This window comes from Staphylococcus equorum, from assembly GCF_001747895.1.
In the GTDB taxonomy this organism is placed as follows: domain Bacteria; phylum Bacillota; class Bacilli; order Staphylococcales; family Staphylococcaceae; genus Staphylococcus; species Staphylococcus equorum_A.
The window spans coordinates 189,114-209,764 of sequence record NZ_LNNB01000009.1; the positions used below are offsets into that span (position 1 = coordinate 189,114).

Genomic DNA, 20,651 nt, shown 5'->3' on the forward strand with positions numbered 1-20,651 from the left:
GGGAGTCGGTGAGCTAATGTGTTAATCAAACAAAAAGGTATTATTATTAAAACGGTTGATTATGGCGAATCCGATAAAATTATCACAATTTTAAATGAGCATGGTGCAAAAGTACCACTAATGGTGCGAAGAGCTAAAAAAAGCAAAAGTGGTTTACAAGCTAATACACAGTTATTTGTGTATGGCTTATTTATTTATTCTAAATGGAAGGGTATGGGAACACTGAGTTCTGTCGATGTAATAGACCAAAATTACAACCTTCGTTTAGATATTTATGAAAGTAGCTTTGCGAGTTTAAGTGCAGAAACAATTGACCGCTCGATTGAAAGTGATGAAATTTCTCAATATAGCTATGATTTATTACATTTTGTATTGTCGAAAATTAAAGATGGTGTATCTGCCCAACTCATGTCAGTCGTTGTTTTATTAAAATGTATGACAAAATTTGGCTTCAATGCTATTTTTGACAAGTGTGTAGTTACTGATAGTAATGATCAATCTCGTTTAATTGGTTATAGTTTTAAATTTGATGGTGCTATTTCTGCGAATGTGCGACATCAAGATCCACATGCACTTATTTTAATGAATAAAACACTTTATCTATTGGATATATTGCAAAAATTGCCGATTGGTCAAATGAGTTCTTTGAGTATTCATGATGATGTAGTAGATGAAATGTCAGAGTTAATGATTATGCTCTATAGCGAATATGCAGGTATGTTTTTTAAAAGTCAAAAGTTAATTAACCAACTACATAGATTAGATAGTAATCTGTAATTATCTATGTATTAGGAAAACGTAAATTTTAAAAAGAGTGCACCTTGGATTTTATACAAGGTGCACTCTTTATATATTGATAATATGAATTATTTCAGTTTGTTGAATACATGAAAAATGATGAATTCTATTGAATTAAAATAGAATTCATCATTTTATTATTTATCTGCTAAATCACAGCAGTGTATTTTATTAAAAAATTAGAATTTTACTTTTTCAGTTAAGAAAGCTTCTAATTCTGAAATTGGCATACGTACTTGTTCCATTGAATCACGGTCACGTACTGTAACTTGTTGATCTTCTAATGAATCAAAGTCAAAAGTTATACAGTAAGGTGTGCCGATTTCATCTTGACGACGGTAGCGTTTACCAATAGATTGTGATTCATCGAAATCTATTGCAAAGTTAGTGCTTAGCTCTTCAAATATTTTGATAGCGTCGCCAGATAATTTTTTGCTTAATGGTAAGATAGCGGCTTTATATGGTGCTAGAGCAGGGTGGAAGTGTAATACAGTTCTAGAATCTTTACTTCCTTCAACGCCTTCCTCACTATATGCATCACATAAGAAAGCTAATGTAACACGATCAGCACCTAATGAAGGTTCGATACAATATGGAATATATTTTTCGCCTGATTCTTGATCGTGATATTGGAAATCTTCACCTGAATGTTCACTGTGTTGTTTCAAGTCGAAGTCTGTACGACTTGCGATTCCCCATAATTCACCCCAACCGAATGGGAAACGATATTCAATATCTGTTGTAGCATTAGAATAGTGAGATAATTCATCAGCGTCATGATCACGTAAACGTGTAGCTTCTTCGCTTAAATTTAAGTCTTTTAACCATTGACTTGCAAATGTTTTCCAGTAGTTATACCATTCAATTTCTTCACCAGGTTTACAGAAGAATTCTAATTCCATTTGTTCGAATTCACGTGTTCTGAATATGAAGTTACCAGGTGTAATTTCATTACGGAATGATTTACCAACTTGGCCAATACCAAATGGTAATTTTTTACGCATTGTACGTTGTACATTTTTATAGTTTACGAAAATACCTTGTGCAGTTTCTGGACGTAAGAAAATTTCATTTGTTGAACTTTCAGTTACGCCTTGGAACGTTTTAAACATTAAGTTGAATTGACGAATATCAGTCCAATTGGCTGTACCACTTACAGAACAAACAATACCTTCTTCATCGATAATACGTTTCATTTCGTCGAAACTTAAGCCATCAGCTACAAAGTTTTCATCGCCTTTAACATTTGCCATATGATCTTCGATAATTTTGTCAGCACGATAACGAATCTTGCTGTCTTTGTTATCGATCATAGGATCGTTAAAGTTACCTAAGTGACCTGAAGCTTCCCAAGTTTTTGGGTTCATTAAAATAGCTGCATCAATACCAACGTTATATGGTGATTGAGTGATAAATTTTTGCCACCAAGCTTTTTTAATATTATTTTTTAATTCTACTCCTAGTGGACCGTAATCCCATGTATTTGATAAACCACCATAAATATCACTACCAGGGAATACAAAACCTCTATGTTTTGCTAATGAGACAATTGTTTCCATATCTTTTGTCATAAAAAAACACTCCTTTTTAACATAAAAACGCCCCAAGACAAAGAAAAAGCCAAAAAAACTTAATCATTGTCTTGGGACGAGTTAATCATTTTTAATCACATATAAAATATACATGTTTATTTAAATTATTCTTGATAACCCGCGGTTCCACCCAACTTAGTGTGTACACTCGCTTTTATCTATCATTTAATTGTGGCCAATGAGTCTTGTTAGGCTTTCACTGTCCCCAACTCGCTTTAATTTTAATATTAATGTATTGTGCGTTTATTAGCAAGTAATTATATGTATTTGTAGCAATTAAAAATTCCATGTATAATTAAGAAGAATGAGTGAAGGGGTGAAGTACAATAGAACTAAGTAAAAGACAACAGCAAATAGTTGAAATTGTCAAAAACAACGGTCCTATAACTGGTGAGCATATAGCAGAAAGACTTAGTTTGACACGTGCAACATTAAGACCTGACTTAGCCATTTTAACAATGTCCGGTATTTTAGAAGCTAGACCACGTGTAGGTTATTATTATTCTGGTAAGCCAAAGAATAAATTACTAGCTGATCAATTAAAACAATATATAGTGAAAGATTATGCATCACATCCTGTTGTGGTTAAAAATGAGATGTCAGTTTATGATGCAATATGTACAATATTTTTAGAAGATGTCAGTACGTTATTCGTAATCAATAGTAATGGAGATTTTATTGGTGTTTGTTCGCGTAAGGATTTACTACGAGCATCTATGATTGGTGAAGATATACACACAATGCCTGTAAATATTATTATGACACGCATGCCGAACTTAAGCTTTATTCTTGAAGATGAAAGAGTCGTTTTTGCAGCCAATTTAATGATTGAAAAAGAAATTGATTCACTACCCATCGTAATCAAAAAAGAAAATGGCAAATATGAAGTCAAAGGACGTATATCAAAAACTACAATTACAAAAATCTTTGTATCATTATTAAACGAATAGGTGGTATTTAACTTATGGAAAATATAAAAATTATAGTCGCATCGGACTCGGTAGGAGAAACAGCTGAACTTGTGGCAAGAGCATGTATTTCACAATTTAATCCAAATCAATGCGATAGTGAAATTAATAGATATCCGTATATTGAAACTTTAGAAAATGTAGATGAAGTTATCCAAGTAGCTAAAGATACAGAAGCTATTGTTGTCTATACACTAGTTAAACCGGAAATAAGAAAATATATGGAATCAAAAATCAAAGAGGATGCAATAAAATCCGTAGATATTATGGGTCCGCTAATGAATATCCTCTTAGACAAAATTGATGAACAGCCTTATTTTGAACCAGGGCTAGTACATCAATTAGATGAGGCCTATTTCAAAAAAATTGATGCAATTGAATTTGCTGTAAAATACGATGATGGCAAAGATCCTAAGGGACTAACAAAAGCAGATATCGTGCTACTCGGAATCTCTAGAACTTCAAAAACCCCACTATCACAATATCTTGCACACAAAAGTTATAAGGTGATGAATATACCTATTGTCCCAGAAGTAACACCACCGGATGATTTGTTTAACGTTGATCCATCAAAATGCATTGCTTTAAAAATAAGTGAAGAAAAATTAAACCGTATTCGTAAAGAACGTTTAAAACAACTCGGTTTAGGTGACAGTGCAAGATATGCGACTGAGCAGCGTATTGAAGAAGAATTAAATTACTTTCATGAACTCGTGGATAAGATAGGTTGTCCAGTTATTGATGTTTCTGATAAAGCGATAGAAGAAACTGCAAATGATATTATTAGCATTATTGAGCAAAATAGTTTCAAAAACCAATGAAAAAAGCTATAATATTGTAATTAATGTCTAATAGGTGATTAAGTTGCGAATAGAACAATCAACAATAAATGAAATAAAAGATAAGACTGACATACTCGACTTAGTAAGCGAGTATGTCAAATTAGAAAAAAGGGGACGCAATTATATTGGTTTGTGTCCTTTTCATGATGAAAAAACACCGTCATTTACAGTGTCAGAAGACAAACAAATTTGTCATTGCTTTGGTTGTAAAAAAGGTGGCAATGTTTTTCAATTTACTCAAGAAATAAAAGATATTCCTTTTACAGAAGCAGTAAAAGAATTAGGTGAACGTGTAAATATTGAAGTTGAAACTGACCAAAGTGCTTCAGGGCAAGATGATAAACATCAGGTTGCATCAGAAGATTTGCAAATGATTGAAATGCATGAACTGATGCAAGAATATTATCACTATGCATTGAAGAAAACAGTTGAAGGTGAAGCAGCTTTAACTTATTTAAAAGAACGTGGATTTACAGATGCATTAATTGATGCAAGAAAAATTGGCTATGCACCAAAGAATTCTCACTTTTGTCATGATTTTTTACAAAAAAAAGGTTACGATATTCAATTAGCCTATGAAGCGGGTTTATTGTCTAGAAATGAAGAGAATTTCAGTTATTATGATCGCTTTCGAGATCGAGTGATGTTTCCGCTGATGAACGCTCAAGGTAGAACAGTAGGTTATTCTGGTAGAACATATACGAATCAAGAGCCTAAGTACCTTAATAGTCCTGAAACGCCCATCTTCCAGAAACGAAGATTGTTATATAATGTTGATAAGGCGCGAAAATCGATACGCAAAAATGATGAAATTATCTTATTAGAAGGATTTATGGATGTCATTAAAGTTGACCAAGCTGGAATCAAACAAGTCGTTGCTAGCATGGGTACACAAATTTCACAAGAACATATTGCTTTCATCAAGAAACTCACATCTAATGTAACGTTAATGTTTGATGGTGACTTTGCAGGTAGTGAAGCAACATTGAAATCAGGTCAAGCGTTATTGGAACAAGGATTTAATGTATTTGTGGTACAACTTCCAAAAGATATGGATCCAGATGAATATATTGGAAAACACGGCGCTGATGCATTTAACTATTATGTAGAACATGAAAAGAAATCATATATTTTATATAAAGTGCATATACATCAAGATGAAATAGACAATAACGATTTATCATATGAAAGATATTTAAAAGAGATAACAAATGATATATCACTCATGAAGTCATCAATACTTCGTAAAAAGATATTGCAAGAAGTATCGGAATTGTTTAAAGTTAGCTTGGATAGTCTAAATAATGAAGTAGGACACCAACAAGATTATTATCAACCTCAAGCGTATCAATTACCAACAGTCCCACAATTTAATAACTTAAACAAAAACGAAAAAGCAGAACGTGCTTTATTAAAACATTTTATGAATGATAAAGACACTTTCTTGAATTATCACAAATTACTTCAAGTAGAAGACTTTACAAATGAGTATTTTAAGCGTATATTTAATGTTTTACACCAGTTTTACTCTGAGCATGATACATTTAATATTAGTGACGTTTTACAGTACATTGATTCCAATGAAATCAAGGAAGCATTTATATCATTAGATAACTATATGATAAATGAAGAACCATTTGAATATGAAATTGATGACTATGTAAATACACTAACATCTAATAGAAATGAAGAAACGATAGAATCGCTTAATCATAAGCTACGGGAGGCTTCGAGGTTAGGTGATTTAGAATTGCAAAAATATTATTTAGAAAAAATTGTAAATCATAATAAAAATAGGATGAATTAATTCAATAATGAATGTATGTGTATATTAATAGGATTAACAGCCTGTATACTAGAATGTTATTTTAATTCAGTTTTATAAATTTTGACTATAAAATATTTTGGTATCAAGTTGATATTATATATTCGGGAGGCCTTTTCATGTCTGGAAATAAAGTTAAAGTTAAAAAACAAACCATCGACCCATCTCTAACTTTAGAAGATGTAAAAAAACAATTGATTGAAAAAGGTAAAAAGCAAGGACACTTGAGTCATGAAGAAATTGCTGAAAAAATGCAAAACTTCGAAATGGATTCTGATCAAATGGACGAACTTTTTGACCAATTAACAGATAACGACATAAGTTTAGTTAATGAAAAAGATAGTTCAGACAAAGATTCAAAATTAAATCCAAATGATTTAAGTGCGCCTCCAGGTGTGAAAATAAATGATCCAGTCCGTATGTATTTAAAAGAAATCGGACGCGTAAATTTATTAAACGCACAAGAAGAAGTTGAATTGGCTAAAAGAATTGAAAAAGGCGATGAAATTGCTAAATCACGTTTAGCTGAAGCGAATTTACGTCTTGTAGTAAGTATAGCCAAAAGATACGTAGGACGCGGTATGCTGTTCCTTGACCTGATACAAGAAGGTAATATGGGACTTATTAAAGCCGTGGAAAAATTCGATTTCAATAAAGGTTTCAAATTCTCCACATATGCAACATGGTGGATACGTCAAGCTATCACGCGTGCGATTGCTGACCAAGCACGTACGATTCGTATACCGGTTCACATGGTTGAAACAATTAATAAATTAATCCGTGTACAAAGACAATTATTACAAGATTTAGGCCGTGATCCAGCACCAGAAGAAATTGGTGAAGAAATGGATTTACCACCTGAAAAAGTAAGAGAAATACTGAAAATAGCTCAAGAGCCAGTTTCTTTAGAAACACCAATAGGTGAAGAAGATGACAGTCATTTAGGTGACTTCATAGAAGACCAAGAAGCCCAAAGCCCTTCAGATCATGCAGCTTATGAGTTGTTAAAAGAACAGTTAGAAGATGTATTAGATACACTAACTGACCGTGAAGAAAATGTATTACGCTTACGTTTTGGATTAGATGACGGTAGAACTCGTACATTAGAAGAAGTTGGTAAAGTGTTTGGTGTAACTAGAGAACGAATTCGTCAAATCGAAGCTAAGGCACTTAGAAAATTAAGACACCCAAGCAGAAGTAAACGTCTAAAAGACTTTATGGACTAACTTTTTAGCTCTTTTGTACAACGATGTACAAAAGAGCTTTTTACATATACATAGAGGAGAACTTTTTATGATTCCATTAAATCAAAGATTAAAAAAAGTAAGTACTTATATACAAGGCGATTGTCTAGCGGACATCGGTTCGGACCATGCATATTTACCAATTTTTGCAATTGAAAACAACTTAACGCAAAAGGCAATTGCTGGTGAAGTGATCAAAGGACCGTTTGAAGCATCAAAGCGCAATGTCATTGAACAACAACTACATTCAGTTATTGATGTTAGACTCGGTGACGGTTTATCTGTCATACAAAAGAGTGACAATATTTCATCGATTACGATTTGTGGTATGGGCGGGCCTTTAATTGCTAAAATACTAGATGAAGGTTCTGAAAAATTAACAAATCAACCGAGATTGATTTTGCAAAGCAACATCCAATCTAGTGCCATACGAAAACAACTTGTGAAGATGAATTACAGTATTATAGCTGAGGATATATTAGAAGAAAAAGGTCATATATATGAAATTATTGTTGCAGATTATTTAGAAAGTGTTGAACCTTTATCATCACAAGCATTAAAATTTGGCCCTGAATTATTGAAAAATAAAAACAATTTGTTTTTCAAAAAATGGGAACGCGAACGAGATGCATTATATAAAATACAACAGAATTTAAATCCACAACAGCACGCCGAACGCTTAAATGAAATCAATAATGAAATTAATTTAATCAATGAGGTGATATAAATGAACGTTGAACAATTTCTTCGCATTATTAATCAGCATGTACCATTGAATACGGCAGAATCATGGGATAACGTAGGCTTACTTATTGGTGATACATCTTCTACAGTTACAGGGGTTCTGACTGCGCTTGACTGTACTGATGATGTAGTTGAGGAAGCAATGACGAATCAATGTAATACAATAGTTTGTCATCACCCGCTAATATTTAAAGGGGTTAAAAACATTACACAGCAAGATGGCTACGGAGCTATCATAAGGAAGTTAATTCAAAATAATATTAACCTTATCGCCTTGCATACAAATTTAGATGTTTATCCAAAAGGTGTTAATGCGATGCTGGCTAATAAAATCAAATTACACAATCAACATATTCTAAATCCAGAAACAATTCCATATTTTAAAGTCCAGGTGTTTATTCCAAAAGTAAATTTAGAAACTTTCAAAAAACGTCTGAGTGAAGCAGGTTTAGCACAAGAAGGCGAGTATGAATATTGCTTCTTTGAAAGCCCTGGTAACGGACAATTTAAACCTGTAGGTCATGCAAATCCACATATTGGTGAATTAGGATCTGTGGAACATGTTGAAGAGTATAAATTAGAATTTATGATTGAAGCCAATCAACGCGTTTTAGCACAACAATTAATCACACAACATCATCCATATGAAACACCCGTTTATGATTTTATAAAAATGGAAAAAGAAGCAAATTATGGTTTAGGTATGATCGGTGAACTTAAAGCATCTATGTCAGCAGAATCATTTGTGAAGCACGTTAAAACACAATTGCAAATGCCTAGTGTCCGATTTACTGGTGACAAAAACGCACAGATCAAAACAGTTGCTGTTATTGGTGGTTCTGGTATTGGTTTTGAGTATACTGCAGCTAAAAAAGGTGCAGATATATTTGTGACTGGAGATATTAAACATCATGATGCTTTAGACGCTAAAATTGCAGGTGTTAATTTATTAGATATTAACCATTATAGTGAATATGTGATGAAAGATGGATTGCGTCAACTTTTAATAACATGGTTAAACGACGAAGAATTTAATTTTAATATAAACGCATCCCAATTAAATACAGATCCATTTGAATATATATAATACGTGAATAACTCGAATTTACTTATGACAGGTAGGTTCGAGTTATTATTATGTACAATGAATGAATAACATATGCAATATGATTAAATAATTTAGTTCAAAATTATAAGCTAATGCTTTATAATAGATAAGATGAAGATTTAAGGAGGCCAAGACATGGCGAATCACCCATTTGAGAAATTTAATTTAGAACCAAGTCTATTAGACGCTGTGAAGGATTTGAATTTTACTCAACCAACTGAAATACAAAGTCGAGTAATACCAAAAATAATGAAACAGGTAAATTTAATAGGCCAATCACAGACTGGTACAGGAAAATCACATGCATTTTTATTACCATTAATGAATTCAATCAATACAGAATATAAAGAACCACAAGCAATTATCGTAGCCCCTACAAGAGAGCTAGCACAACAATTATTTGATGTAGCTAGTCACTTAGCCAAATTTAAAAATGAAGTCTCTGTAAAGCTATTTATTGGTGGTACAGATATAGAAAAAGACCGTAATCGAGCAAAAAACCAACCACAACTTATTATTGGTACGCCAACACGTATAAATGATTTAGCTAAAAATGGGGATTTACATGTTCATTTAGCTTCTTATTTGGTTATTGATGAAGCAGATTTAATGATTGATTTAGGTTTAATTGAAGAAGTAGATTATGTGGCTACAAGATTAGATGAAAATGCGCATATTGCAGTTTTCAGTGCTACTATACCAAAATCACTGCACCCATTTTTAAACAAATACCTAGAAAATCCCGAGTATGTCGAAATCGAAAATACTCAGAAAAATAAAAAGAATATAGAATTCTATTTAATTCCAACAAAAGGTGAAGCGAAAGTTGAAAAAACTTTAAAGCTAATTGATATTTTAAATCCTTATCTATGTATTATTTTTTGTAATAGTCGTGATAGTGCGGACGAATTAGCAAAACAATTAGCTGCGTCTGGTTTGAAATTAGGTATGATTCACGGTGGATTAACACCGAGAGAACGTAAACAACAAATGAAACGTGTTAGAAACTTAGAATTCCAATTTGTTATTGCGAGTGACTTAGCTTCACGTGGTATAGACATTGACGGCGTGAGCCATGTAATTAACTTTGATGTACCAAGAGATATTGATTTCTTTACTCACCGTGTTGGACGTACTGGACGTGGCCAATATAAAGGTGTCGCAATTACATTATACAGCCCAGATGAAGAAGAAAATGTTACTTTGATTGAACAACGTGGCTATGAATTTGAAAATGTTGACATCAAAGATGGTGAATTAAAAGCAGTAAAAGCCCATAATACCCGTCGAAAACGCAGAAATAAAGATGATCACTTAACAAACGAATTAAAACATAAAGTAAAAAGTAATAAGAAAAAAGTTAAACCTGGTTATAAAAAGAAATTCAAACGTGATTTAGATGATTTAAAACTTAAAGAACGTAAACAATTTAGTAAACAACAAAGTCGACAACAGAGGAAAAATAAAAAAGGATAGGTGACTACTATGTTATTGGGATCTCATGTATCTATGAATGGTAAAAAAATGTTAGAAGGTTCAGCAGAAGAAGCACATAAATTGGGCGAATCAACTTTTATGATTTACACAGGTGCGCCTCAAAATACTAGAAGAAAACCCATCGAAGAATTAAATATTGAAAAAGGTCATGAAATTATGGAGCAACATGGTCTTTCAAATATTGTTGTTCATGCACCATATATTATTAATATTGCTAACACTATAAAACCACATGTTTTTGACCTAGGTGTGGAATTCTTACAAAGTGAAATTGAACGTACACAAGCGCTAGGTGCAAAAGATATCGTGCTTCACCCTGGATCACATGTAGGTGAAGGCGCTGATGTAGGTATTAAAAAAATCATTGAAGGCCTTAATGAAGTGCTAACTAATGACAATAATGTAAGAATTGCTTTGGAGACAATGGCTGGTAAGGGTTCAGAAGTTGGAAGAAATTTTGAAGAAATAGCTCAAATTATCGATGGCGTTAATCATAATGAAAGATTATCAGTGTGTTTTGACACGTGCCATACGCACGATGCAGGTTACAATGTTAAAGAAGATTTTGATGGCGTATTAAACGAATTTGATAAAATCGTTGGTGTGGATAGAATTAAAGTTGTACATGTGAATGATAGTAAAAACGATATTGGTGCTCATAAAGATAGACACGAAAACATTGGTTTTGGTTATATCGGCTTTGACGCTTTAAATTATATCGTTCATCATGATGCCTTTAAAGATGTACCTAAAATTTTAGAAACGCCTTTTGTAGGTGAAGACAAAAAAAGTAAAAAGCCACCCTACAAACTAGAGATTGAAATGTTGAAACAACAACAATTTGATCCTGAATTACAAAACAAACTTTTAAATCAATAAAATAAATATAAAACACGAACACTTTTATTTAACAAAAGTGTTCGTGTTTTTTGATAAGTCGTAAAGATTACTATTTACATAATTGCATCTACGTTGTATAGTATAAAACGAGGTGAAAACATGTCTACGCCAGTATTCGAATTAAAAAATATTGATTATTATTTTGACAATAAACAAGTACTAGAAAATATAAATATTAAAATTAATCGTGGAGAGTTTCTAGCAATTGTTGGCCCAAATGGAGCAGGGAAATCAACTTTGCTAAAAATTATACTCGGGTTATTACCTATACAAAAGGGACGAATTTATGTTGATGGTAAAGATTACAATGGTAAACAGTCTATGCTTAAAATCAGTTATGTTTCCCAGAAAGCACAAGCTTTTAAAGCTGGGTTCCCAGCGAGCGTTAAAGAAGTCGTAATTAGTGGTCTGACTAAACGTAAAAAATTGCTGCAATGGTTTAATAAAACTGATGAAAGCAAAGTGAAAGAAGTATTGAAAAGGCTGAATATAGAACACTTGATAGATAAAAACATAGCTGAACTCTCAGGAGGACAACAGCAACGTGTATTAATAGCTAGAGCCTTAATTAGCGAGCCATCGGTATTGATTTTAGATGAACCTACAAGTGGTATCGATGCCAAACATGTAAGTGAGTTTTATGAAACACTAGAGACCCTTAAATATGAAGGCGTAACAATCATTTTAGTAACCCATGATATTGGTGTTGTTGCTGATACAGCTACCGAAGTAGCGTGTCTGAATAAACATTTACATTTTCACGGTTCTACTGAAGATTTCAAATCGTTGGATGAAGTTGAAATATCGAAAATATATGGACACCCTATTCAATTTGTAGATCACCAGCATAGTAGGGAGTGTTGTTCATCATGATAGAAGCATTACTTAATTTTGATTTCATGCGGTACTCCTTAATTAGCGGTGTGCTTATTGGTCTTATTGCACCATTAATCGGTGCTTTTATTGTTGTACGCAGGTTATCACTTATTGCTGATGCATTAAGTCACGTCACTTTAGGTGGTATTTCATTTGGCATGTTTGTCGTTACTATTATGCCAACTTTAGCATTTATAAATTCTATGTGGTTTGGTATTCTTTTTGCTATTATAGGAGCACTATTAATTGAAAATCTTAGAACTTCTTACAGTAATTATCAAGAGATTGCGATTCCTATTATTATGAGTGCAGGTATAGCACTGAGTGCGATTTTTATTTCTCTTGCGGATGGTTTTAATCAAGAGATTGTTGGTTTACTCTTTGGTTCAATTAGTGCAGTAACTGAAAGTGATTTAATTACTATTATTGCTATTGTAATTATTGTAATTGTCTTTATATTATCCTTTTATAAAGAATTATTTATATTGTCATTTGATGAGGAATACAGTAAAGTCATCGGCATTCCTAATTGGATACAATACCTATTTATTATTATTGTAGCTATGGTCATATCAGCTTCTATGCGTGTTGTAGGCATCTTATTGGTAAGTGCATTAATCACACTACCTGTAGCTATTGCTATGCGCACGACGAAAGGTTTCAAGCAGTTAATCATCCTAAGTGTTGTTATTGGAGAACTGTCAGTTATCGGTGGATTAGTTTTAGCGTTTTATATGAACATTTCTCCTGGTGGTGTGATTGTAGTATTACTTGTACTTATCCTTGCAATAACGATGATGTACCAAAAATTTAAAATAAGAATGGTAAAAGGGGCTGTTAAAAATGAAAACTGAGGAAGCCATTGATATAATCAAAGCAAACGGTCATAAATATACAAATAAAAGACGAGAAATGGTAGATATCTTCGTTGCAGAAGATAAATATATTAATGCAAAGCATATTCAACAAAAAATGGATGAAAATTATCCTGGCATTTCTTTTGATACCATATATCGAAACTTACATCTTTTTAAAGATTTAGGCATTGTAGAAGGTACAGAACTTGATGGAGAGATGAAATTTAGAATTGCTTGTACAGATCATCACCACCACCATTTTATTTGCGAATCATGTGGTGACACTAAAGTGATAGATTTTTGCCCAATTGAACAAATTAAAGCTTTTCTACCACAAGTAAATATTCATACACATAAATTAGAAGTTTACGGTGTTTGTGAACTTTGTCAAAAAGCTTAAGTTGTTTAAACTAAGCGCAGAATATAAAAAATGAGCCGACGTTAATAAAGACGTTTGGCTTATTTTTTAAGTTTTAAATAAATATGATAAGTTGATTTATAACGGCCGTAACGGTCTCTATATTGAATTAACATCATTTATGTACTAGGTAAACGAGCATAATAGAACAGCATACAAAAAAAACATTATTCTATAACTTGTAAAACATCACAAAATAATTCTTTCTACTAAAAATGAGTTGATTAAACATAGGCCGTTAGTATGAATTAAATTGAATTTTTAAAATAGTTCGTCAAAGATGTTTAAATAGGTCTGATTTGAGATATACTAATAAAGGAACTAAAGATGACAAATAGTATTTTATGACTATATGTATTGCTTTCACAAGCATATTAATTGTTGTCATTAATATAACTTGTTATGCTTTATTTAAGATTAATTAGGAGGATGATTATTTATGGCTTTTGAATTACCAAACTTACCTTATGGTTTTGATGCATTGGAACCACACATTGATCAACAAACAATGGAGATTCACCATGACAAACACCATAACACTTATGTAACTAAATTAAACGCTGCAGTTGAAGGAACTGATTTAGAATCTAAATCAATCGAAGAAATTGTTGCAAACTTAGACAGTGTACCAGAAAACATTCAAACAGCTGTTCGTAATAATGGTGGAGGACACTTAAACCATTCATTATTCTGGGAATTATTAACTCCAAACTCTGAAGAAAAAGGTACTGTTGTTGATAAAATTAAAGAACAATGGGGTTCTTTAGATGCATTCAAAGAAGAGTTTGCTAACCAAGCTGCAGCACGTTTCGGTTCAGGTTGGGCATGGCTTGTTGTAAACGATGGCAAATTAGAAATCGTTACTACACCTAACCAAGACAACCCATTAACTGAAGGTAAAACACCTATCCTAGGCTTAGATGTTTGGGAACATGCTTATTACCTTAAATACCAAAACAAACGTCCAGACTATATTAGTGCATTCTGGAACGTTGTAAATTGGGAAAAAGTTGACGAATTATATAACGCTGCTAAATAATTAAGCAGGCGATTATGACGGCCTTTTCAAAGGTCGTCATTTTTTTTAACTAAAATAATAGAAATATTGTCTGATTTCATATATCATTTGTAGTGAGAACTTTTGAATAGAGGTATGTTGTTTTGCTAAAAAGACTAAAAGAAAAATCAAATGATGAAAAGATTAGAAATACAATGAATAAAAGAATTAGTTTTATTTTTGGTGTTATTGTATTCATTTTCGCAGTAATTGTTTTAAGATTGGGTTATTTACAAATTGCTGAAGGATCTCATTATGAACAGCTTATTAAAAATAGTGAAAATTTAACTGTTAATGAAGCTGTGCCAAGAGGCCGAATTTTAGATAGAAACGGTAAAGTTCTCGTTGATAATGCATCTAAAAAGGCGATTACATATGCAAGAGGCAGAAAAACATCCCAATCAGAAGTTTTAAAAATTGCTAAAGACTTGTCTCGCTTAATAGAAATGGATACAGATAAAATTACAGACAGAGATAAGCAAGATTATTGGATTCAAATTCACCCTAATAAAGCTGAAGATTTGATGAAAGAAGAACAAGCATTATTAGAAGATGGCAGTATTTCTCAAGATGATTATGATGAATCATTGTATAAAAAGATTGGTGCTAAACAAACCGATACATTAACTGATGAAGATTTGCAGATACTATCTATTTATCGAGAAATGATGTCTGGATCGGCTTTAGATCCACAAATGATTAAAAACGAAGACGTTAGTGACGAAGAATATGCAGCAGTATCTCAAAAATTATCAGAATTACCAGGAGTCAATACTACAATGGATTGGGATAGAAAATACCCATATGATGATACGTTGAGAGGTATATTTGGTGACGTTTCTACAAGTGAAGAAGGAATACCAAAAGAATTAACAGAAAAGTATTTATCTAAAGGGTATTCACGTAATGATCGAGTAGGTAAATCTTATTTAGAATATCAATATGATGACATTCTAAAAGGTAAGAAGAAAGAAATGAAATATACTACGGATAAATCTGGAGATGTTATTGACTCGAAAGTTATAAATCCAGGCTCACGTGGTGATGATTTAGTTCTTAGTATCGATATAGAACTCCAGAAAAAAACTGAAGATTATCTAGAAAAACAAATTGACAAATTGCGTAGTGAAGGCGCTAAAGATATGGATAATGCTATGATTGTAGTCCAAAATCCAAACAATGGCGATGTCTTAGCAATGGCAGGTAAACAAATTGATAAGAATGGCGATTTAACAGATTATGATATCGGAACATTCACTTCACAATATGCAGTAGGTTCTTCTATAAAAGGTGGTACACTGTTAGCCGGATACCAAAACAATGCAATTGAGGTAGGCGATGAGATGGTCGACCAACCATTAGAATTTGCTGGCGGACTTAAGAAAAGTTCTTACTTTAACCAAGATGGTAAAGTGACTATTAATGATAAAGAAGCATTGATGCATTCTTCCAACGTTTATATGTTTAAAACAGCATTGAAAATCGCTGGATCTGCATATACACCAAACATGACATTGCCTTCAGATATTTCAGAAGCGGGTCAAAAATTGCGTAAAGGTTTAAACCAAGTTGGTTTAGGAGTTAAAACAGGTATTGATTTACCTAATGAGACAAGTGGACAAATTGAACCTTTAACTGATAATCCAGGTAACTTCTTAGATTTAGCAATTGGTCAGTACGACACATATACACCGTTACAATTATCACAATACGTTTCTACCATTGCTAACGATGGTTATAGAGTACAACCACATATCGGATTAGAAGTAAGAGATGCTACTAATAAAGACACACTTGGTCCAGTAAAAGAGAAATTCAAAGGCGATGTGCTTAACAAGGTTAATAACACTGAAGAGGAAGTTAACCAAGTGCAAGAAGGATTTGAAATGGCCTTTAATGAAGTAGAAGGAACAGGATATGAAAGCTTTAATGATACTGAAGTGCCTTCTGCAGGTAAAACAGGAACAGCCGAAGTATTCCAAGATGGCGATCCTAAAGTAAACGCAACATATGTTGGCTATGCACCAATTGAAAATCCACAATTAGCATTTTCAATCGTATATACCAATCAACCCGTGCCTGAACCTTGGTTAAATGGCGGAGATTTAGGTAAAGATGTTATAAACTATTATTTTAAAGAAAAAGACAAAGATTAAATCATTTTAAGGCACTATTTATTAAAAATACCGACATAGTGGTGTTTATTGAAAAATTAATACTTTTCAATTTTATAACTAAATGGTATGATTAGTAGGTCGTATTTTGAAAAGGTAAGGAGGAATTAGCATGCGCGTAAACGTAACTCTAGCTTGTACTGAATGTGGAGAAAGAAACTACATTACTACAAAAAATAAACGTACTAATCCTGAACGTATAGAAATGAAAAAACATTGTGCTCGTGACAACAAACACACTATGCACCGTGAAACAAAATAATTTATATTTTGAACCAGATTCTTTTAATAGAATCTGGTTATTTTTTTTGGAAGACTACATTAATTATTTTTTAAAAATTGCAGTTTAATGACATTGTAATTCATTAACGTTATAATAACAGAAGTATAATTAACGGGAAGGTGTATGTTATGAGTAAAAAAGTATTACGCCAAGATAAAATTGAATTAATGAAATCTTTTATGTCTAATGACCATAAACAAGTTTCAGATGAATATCTTGCTCACCATTTATTTGATACGAGTGAATATAAATCAGCTAAGCGTGTAGGCGTTGTATTATCTATGCCACATGAAGTAAATACATATGCTATTATTGAGCAAATGCTTACTGAAGGTAAGACTGTTTTTGTACCTGAAACAAATTATCAAAGTAAAGAAATGACATTTAAACATGTAGATAAACTTGACCATATTGGACCAGATGATAAAGGTATTAATCATGTGGAGGCTGATACGGAAATTTCAAATCAATTAGATTTATTAATTGTACCTGGCGTGGTATTTAATCATAGTGGATATCGCATTGGATACGGTGGTGGATATTTTGATAAGTTTTTAAGTCAAAATACACAACCAACGATAAGTTTGCTTTATGACTTCCAACTTGGTGACTTTGAGGTTGAATCACATGATCAGCCCGTTGAAAAATTAATAATAGCAACAACTTAATTATGGAGGCAGAAATGATTACAGAAAAACATTATTGGAAGTGTATCTACACTTGGATTAAATATTTTAATTATCATGTTGTTCATCGTAATCAAGATGATAGTGAAATTTGGTTAGCAAACAAGAAAAAACAGTCTGTTGCTATCTTTGAATTTGGTGCTAATTCCACTCAAGAAGTTAGGTTTGCTAAAAGTAGGATTCAAGAAAACGAAGAGAATATCGTTTCATTTTTAGATTTTTCACCTAAAAATTATGAATTATACATATTCACGGATAAAGCTTTTACTGATGAAAATTTAAATGAATTACAACCACTTAAATTTAAAGTGAAAATTATTAGAGAAGCAAGTCACGCTGAAAGAATTATGCCGAATTTCATAATGAAGAAAATTTATAATAGAGATACTAAACTTACCAAATATCAATATAAACAACGAGCGTTAAATAATAATCCCATTGAAAAACATATGTTGAAGTTTTCTCCTGTGACCTACACATTAATTGCAATCAATATTATTATCTGGCTTGCAATGGTACTGTTTTTAAATCGTTTTTCAGATTTGAAAATGTTAGATGTAGGTGGACTTGTGCACTTTAATGTTGTGCATGGTGAATGGTATAGATTGATTTCATCTATATTTTTACATTACGATTTTGAACATATTTTAATGAATATGCTAAGTTTGTTCATTTTTGGTAAAATTGTAGAATCAATCGTAGGTCATTGGCGAATGTTTGTCATCTACATTGTTGCTGGACTATTTGGTAACTTTGCATCATTGTCATTCAATATTGACACTGTTTCTGCAGGTGCAAGTGGTGCAATATTCGGATTGATTGGTGCTATATTTGGATTTATGTATGTAGGTAAACAGTTTAATCGTAAGCTTATCGGTCAGTTGCTTATTGTTCTTGTAATAATGATAGGGTTATCCTTATTTATGCAAAATATTAACATTGTCGCACACATAGGTGGCTTTGCAGGTGGTCTATTAATTACATTAATTGGCCACTATTATAAAACAAATCAAAATCGTTTTTGGTTTTTATTAATTCTTATGCTTGTATTATTTATTGCAGCACAAATTCGTATTTTTACGATTAATGAAGATAACATATATAATACAATTATTTCGAATGAAATGAAGCAAGGACAATATAATGAAGCCAAAGATATGGTTGAAGATACGATAGATAAGAACTATGCAGATGATGAAACGTATTATCTGCATGGACTCATCAATGCAACTCTAAACTCAAAATCTGAAGGTGTTGCAAGTTGGAAAAGAGGCCTAAGGTATTTTCCTGACTCCGGTCTATTAAATTATCAACTAGCGATTGCAAGTAGGTCTCTTGAAGATGATGATAAAGCAAAAGAATATATAAAAGCTGCACTAAAGGCAGATCCAAGCAATAATGATTATATTAATTTAAATAAAGAATTGAGCGATAATAGTGAATCAAAAGATTAATAATTTTTATGATGTACTTCAGCTTTTAAAAAAGTTTGGCTTTATTATATATTTTAAAGACAAAAATGATATGTATGAAATGATGGAACAAGAAATAAAATCATTGTACGATTATAAATTATTAACAAATGATGAATATTTGAAATGCATATTAATTATTAATCAAAGAAGAATAAATAAATAAATAAATAAATAAATAAAACAAAATATCCCCCTGTAACTATTGTGTTTACAGGGGGATATTTTGTTTTAAGTATTAAAAAGGATAGAAAAGTGCGGATTTTCTAATGAGATATGTTTGTTAATCAAAGGTTTGTCTATTTTTCATGAAATAGAAGTATATATTTATGACGTTGTATTTCGCCTGCAAACCCAACACGTTCCATAATGTTTAAAGTGAAATGTGCGTTTCTACAAGTGAATTAATATAAGTGGGTTGAATGTAGATAATGTAACTTCTTACGTATTCCTAATTTCAACACATCCTCTTTTTGAGAGGCTTTAGTATTTTTATTTAAAACAATACTCATATATTGCCATTTGTCTACGTATGGGGCTTTAAGTTTCACGTAATAGCAATATTTTATATCGTCTTGTTTATACTTGAATTTTTTCTGTCGACATTCCGATTCTCTCCTTAAAAAATCAGATGATTCAATATAAGGTCTTCGCGGCTCAACCGTAAATGAGCTATTTTATTAATAGTAAGTGGTAGGCGTACCATGGATTGTAACTTATAATATGACAAATACTTCAGACATATTGGTGGTGCACCTATGTATGTTGCCCTTGTTATAATTTATAAGGTAGTACAGTACATTATGTCTACTATTTTTATTTAAATTAGTTGCAGAAAATAAGATAAAATAATATTATAATAGTAGTGATGTTTGGTTAAATTATTTAATGGAGGTGCGTCTCATGGCAGACGAAAGTAAATTTGATCAATTTAAAGGTAATGTGAAAGAAACGGCTGGAAACGCAATTGGAAATGATGAGTTAGAAAAAGAAGGTAAAGAAGATAAAGCTTCTGGTAAGGTCAAAGAAGTCGCAGAAAATGCAAAAGATAAAGTTAATGATATCGTTGATAAATTCAAAAAATAATTTTTGATTAATATGAATTGTACTTGTCATACATTTAACAAAGAGGTAGTCACTTTAAGTGTCTACCTCTTTGTTATGTTAAAGTTCTTGCATAGATTTACTACAACGCTAAATCAACGTATGAGATTTAACAAATACAGTATTAGAATATGAAAGAAAGACTCATATTGAGCAATAGAAGATAGTTATTTTGTAAAAGGTTATATACGAATGGAAATGCATAT

20 protein-coding genes are annotated in these 20,651 nt (G+C 32.0%); 19 read left to right on the top strand and 1 reads right to left on the bottom strand.

The window, feature by feature from the left end; genetic code table 11:
• The first annotated feature begins 18 nt into the window (after nucleotides 1-18).
• Nucleotides 19-777: a DNA repair protein RecO gene (gene recO, locus AST02_RS02750; protein WP_069815492.1), complete on the top strand. Its 759-nt coding sequence runs from the start codon at nucleotides 19-21 to the stop codon at nucleotides 775-777.
• Nucleotides 778-977: 200 nt separating this feature from the next.
• On the opposite strand, the gene AST02_RS02755 is transcribed toward recO, so the two are convergent.
• The gene (locus AST02_RS02755; RefSeq protein WP_069815493.1) at nucleotides 978-2,369 is read right to left on the bottom strand and encodes a glycine--tRNA ligase; all 1,392 of its coding nucleotides are present in this window, start codon (nucleotides 2,367-2,369) and stop codon (nucleotides 978-980) included.
• 347 nt (nucleotides 2,370-2,716) lie between these two features.
• On the opposite strand from AST02_RS02755, the gene AST02_RS02760 reads away from it, so the two are divergent.
• From AST02_RS02760 to AST02_RS02845, 18 genes are all read left to right on the top strand, one after another.
• On the top strand, nucleotides 2,717-3,340 hold the full coding sequence (locus AST02_RS02760; protein WP_080947906.1) for a helix-turn-helix transcriptional regulator: 624 nt from the start codon (nucleotides 2,717-2,719) through the stop codon (nucleotides 3,338-3,340).
• 14 nt (nucleotides 3,341-3,354) lie between these two features.
• Nucleotides 3,355-4,179, top strand: coding sequence for a pyruvate, water dikinase regulatory protein (locus tag AST02_RS02765; protein ID WP_046465445.1), 825 nt, complete (start codon nucleotides 3,355-3,357; stop codon nucleotides 4,177-4,179).
• A gap of 43 nt (nucleotides 4,180-4,222) precedes the next feature.
• Nucleotides 4,223-6,007, top strand: a complete 1,785-nt coding sequence (dnaG, locus tag AST02_RS02770; protein WP_069815496.1) for a DNA primase — start codon at nucleotides 4,223-4,225, stop codon at nucleotides 6,005-6,007.
• 137 nt (nucleotides 6,008-6,144) lie between these two features.
• A complete protein-coding gene (gene rpoD / locus AST02_RS02775; protein WP_046465443.1) occupies nucleotides 6,145-7,251 on the top strand; it encodes an RNA polymerase sigma factor RpoD in 1,107 nt (368 codons plus the stop codon).
• Between the two features lie 67 nt (nucleotides 7,252-7,318).
• Complete coding sequence (locus AST02_RS02780) at nucleotides 7,319-7,996, top strand: tRNA (adenine(22)-N(1))-methyltransferase (RefSeq protein WP_069815498.1); 678 nt, start codon at nucleotides 7,319-7,321, stop codon at nucleotides 7,994-7,996.
• Nucleotides 7,997-9,100, top strand: coding sequence for a Nif3-like dinuclear metal center hexameric protein (locus AST02_RS02785; protein ID WP_069815501.1), 1,104 nt, complete (start codon nucleotides 7,997-7,999; stop codon nucleotides 9,098-9,100). It abuts the gene before it with no gap.
• A 156-nt stretch (nucleotides 9,101-9,256) separates the two neighbouring features.
• On the top strand, nucleotides 9,257-10,597 hold the full coding sequence (locus AST02_RS02790; protein WP_069815502.1) for a DEAD/DEAH box helicase: 1,341 nt from the start codon (nucleotides 9,257-9,259) through the stop codon (nucleotides 10,595-10,597).
• Between the two features lie 9 nt (nucleotides 10,598-10,606).
• Nucleotides 10,607-11,497, top strand: coding sequence for a deoxyribonuclease IV (locus tag AST02_RS02795; protein WP_069815504.1), 891 nt, complete (start codon nucleotides 10,607-10,609; stop codon nucleotides 11,495-11,497).
• Between the two features lie 120 nt (nucleotides 11,498-11,617).
• On the top strand, nucleotides 11,618-12,391 hold the full coding sequence (locus AST02_RS02800; protein WP_069815506.1) for a metal ABC transporter ATP-binding protein: 774 nt from the start codon (nucleotides 11,618-11,620) through the stop codon (nucleotides 12,389-12,391).
• A complete protein-coding gene (locus AST02_RS02805; protein WP_046465437.1) occupies nucleotides 12,388-13,248 on the top strand; it encodes a metal ABC transporter permease in 861 nt (286 codons plus the stop codon). The genes AST02_RS02800 and AST02_RS02805 overlap by 4 nt, the downstream gene beginning before the upstream one ends.
• A complete protein-coding gene (locus tag AST02_RS02810) occupies nucleotides 13,238-13,651 on the top strand; it encodes a Fur family transcriptional regulator (RefSeq protein ID WP_046465436.1) in 414 nt (137 codons plus the stop codon). The genes AST02_RS02805 and AST02_RS02810 overlap by 11 nt, the downstream gene beginning before the upstream one ends.
• Nucleotides 13,652-14,108: 457 nt before the next feature.
• Entirely contained in the window at nucleotides 14,109-14,708 is a 600-nt protein-coding gene (locus AST02_RS02815; protein WP_046465435.1) for a superoxide dismutase, read from the top strand.
• A 122-nt stretch (nucleotides 14,709-14,830) separates the two neighbouring features.
• Nucleotides 14,831-16,882, top strand: a complete 2,052-nt coding sequence (locus AST02_RS02820; protein WP_069815508.1) for a peptidoglycan D,D-transpeptidase FtsI family protein — start codon at nucleotides 14,831-14,833, stop codon at nucleotides 16,880-16,882.
• Between the two features lie 130 nt (nucleotides 16,883-17,012).
• On the top strand, nucleotides 17,013-17,162 hold the full coding sequence (rpmG, locus tag AST02_RS02825; RefSeq protein WP_002483181.1) for a 50S ribosomal protein L33: 150 nt from the start codon (nucleotides 17,013-17,015) through the stop codon (nucleotides 17,160-17,162).
• A gap of 149 nt (nucleotides 17,163-17,311) precedes the next feature.
• Nucleotides 17,312-17,851, top strand: coding sequence for a 5-formyltetrahydrofolate cyclo-ligase (locus tag AST02_RS02830; RefSeq protein WP_069815510.1), 540 nt, complete (start codon nucleotides 17,312-17,314; stop codon nucleotides 17,849-17,851).
• 14 nt (nucleotides 17,852-17,865) lie between these two features.
• Nucleotides 17,866-19,323 (top strand): rhomboid family protein, encoded by a 1,458-nt coding sequence (locus AST02_RS02835; protein WP_069815513.1) that lies wholly within the window; start codon nucleotides 17,866-17,868, stop codon nucleotides 19,321-19,323.
• Nucleotides 19,307-19,507, top strand: coding sequence for a YqgQ family protein (locus AST02_RS02840; RefSeq protein WP_069815514.1), 201 nt, complete (start codon nucleotides 19,307-19,309; stop codon nucleotides 19,505-19,507). The genes AST02_RS02835 and AST02_RS02840 overlap by 17 nt, the downstream gene beginning before the upstream one ends.
• Before the next feature lie 737 nt (nucleotides 19,508-20,244).
• Nucleotides 20,245-20,427, top strand: a complete 183-nt coding sequence (locus AST02_RS02845; RefSeq protein ID WP_046465431.1) for a CsbD family protein — start codon at nucleotides 20,245-20,247, stop codon at nucleotides 20,425-20,427.
• The last annotated feature ends 224 nt before the right edge of the window (nucleotides 20,428-20,651 follow it).

Bases quoted from the DNA above. Each gene is read 5' to 3' on its own strand.
- AST02_RS02755 (WP_069815493.1), bottom strand. From the start codon at position 2,369: ATGACAAAAGATATGGAAACAATTGTCTCATTAGCAAAACATAGAGGT.
- AST02_RS02765 (WP_046465445.1), top strand. From the start codon at position 3,355: ATGGAAAATATAAAAATTATAGTCGCATCGGACTCGGTAGGAGAAACA.
- rpoD (WP_046465443.1), top strand. From the start codon at position 6,145: ATGTCTGGAAATAAAGTTAAAGTTAAAAAACAAACCATCGACCCATCT.
- AST02_RS02780 (WP_069815498.1), top strand. From the start codon at position 7,319: ATGATTCCATTAAATCAAAGATTAAAAAAAGTAAGTACTTATATACAA.
- AST02_RS02785 (WP_069815501.1), top strand. From the start codon at position 7,997: ATGAACGTTGAACAATTTCTTCGCATTATTAATCAGCATGTACCATTG.
- AST02_RS02790 (WP_069815502.1), top strand. From the start codon at position 9,257: ATGGCGAATCACCCATTTGAGAAATTTAATTTAGAACCAAGTCTATTA.
- AST02_RS02795 (WP_069815504.1), top strand. From the start codon at position 10,607: ATGTTATTGGGATCTCATGTATCTATGAATGGTAAAAAAATGTTAGAA.
- AST02_RS02800 (WP_069815506.1), top strand. From the start codon at position 11,618: ATGTCTACGCCAGTATTCGAATTAAAAAATATTGATTATTATTTTGAC.
- AST02_RS02805 (WP_046465437.1), top strand. From the start codon at position 12,388: ATGATAGAAGCATTACTTAATTTTGATTTCATGCGGTACTCCTTAATT.
- AST02_RS02810 (WP_046465436.1), top strand. From the start codon at position 13,238: ATGAAAACTGAGGAAGCCATTGATATAATCAAAGCAAACGGTCATAAA.
- AST02_RS02815 (WP_046465435.1), top strand. From the start codon at position 14,109: ATGGCTTTTGAATTACCAAACTTACCTTATGGTTTTGATGCATTGGAA.
- rpmG (WP_002483181.1), top strand. From the start codon at position 17,013: ATGCGCGTAAACGTAACTCTAGCTTGTACTGAATGTGGAGAAAGAAAC.
- AST02_RS02830 (WP_069815510.1), top strand. From the start codon at position 17,312: ATGAGTAAAAAAGTATTACGCCAAGATAAAATTGAATTAATGAAATCT.
- AST02_RS02835 (WP_069815513.1), top strand. From the start codon at position 17,866: ATGATTACAGAAAAACATTATTGGAAGTGTATCTACACTTGGATTAAA.
- AST02_RS02845 (WP_046465431.1), top strand. From the start codon at position 20,245: ATGGCAGACGAAAGTAAATTTGATCAATTTAAAGGTAATGTGAAAGAA.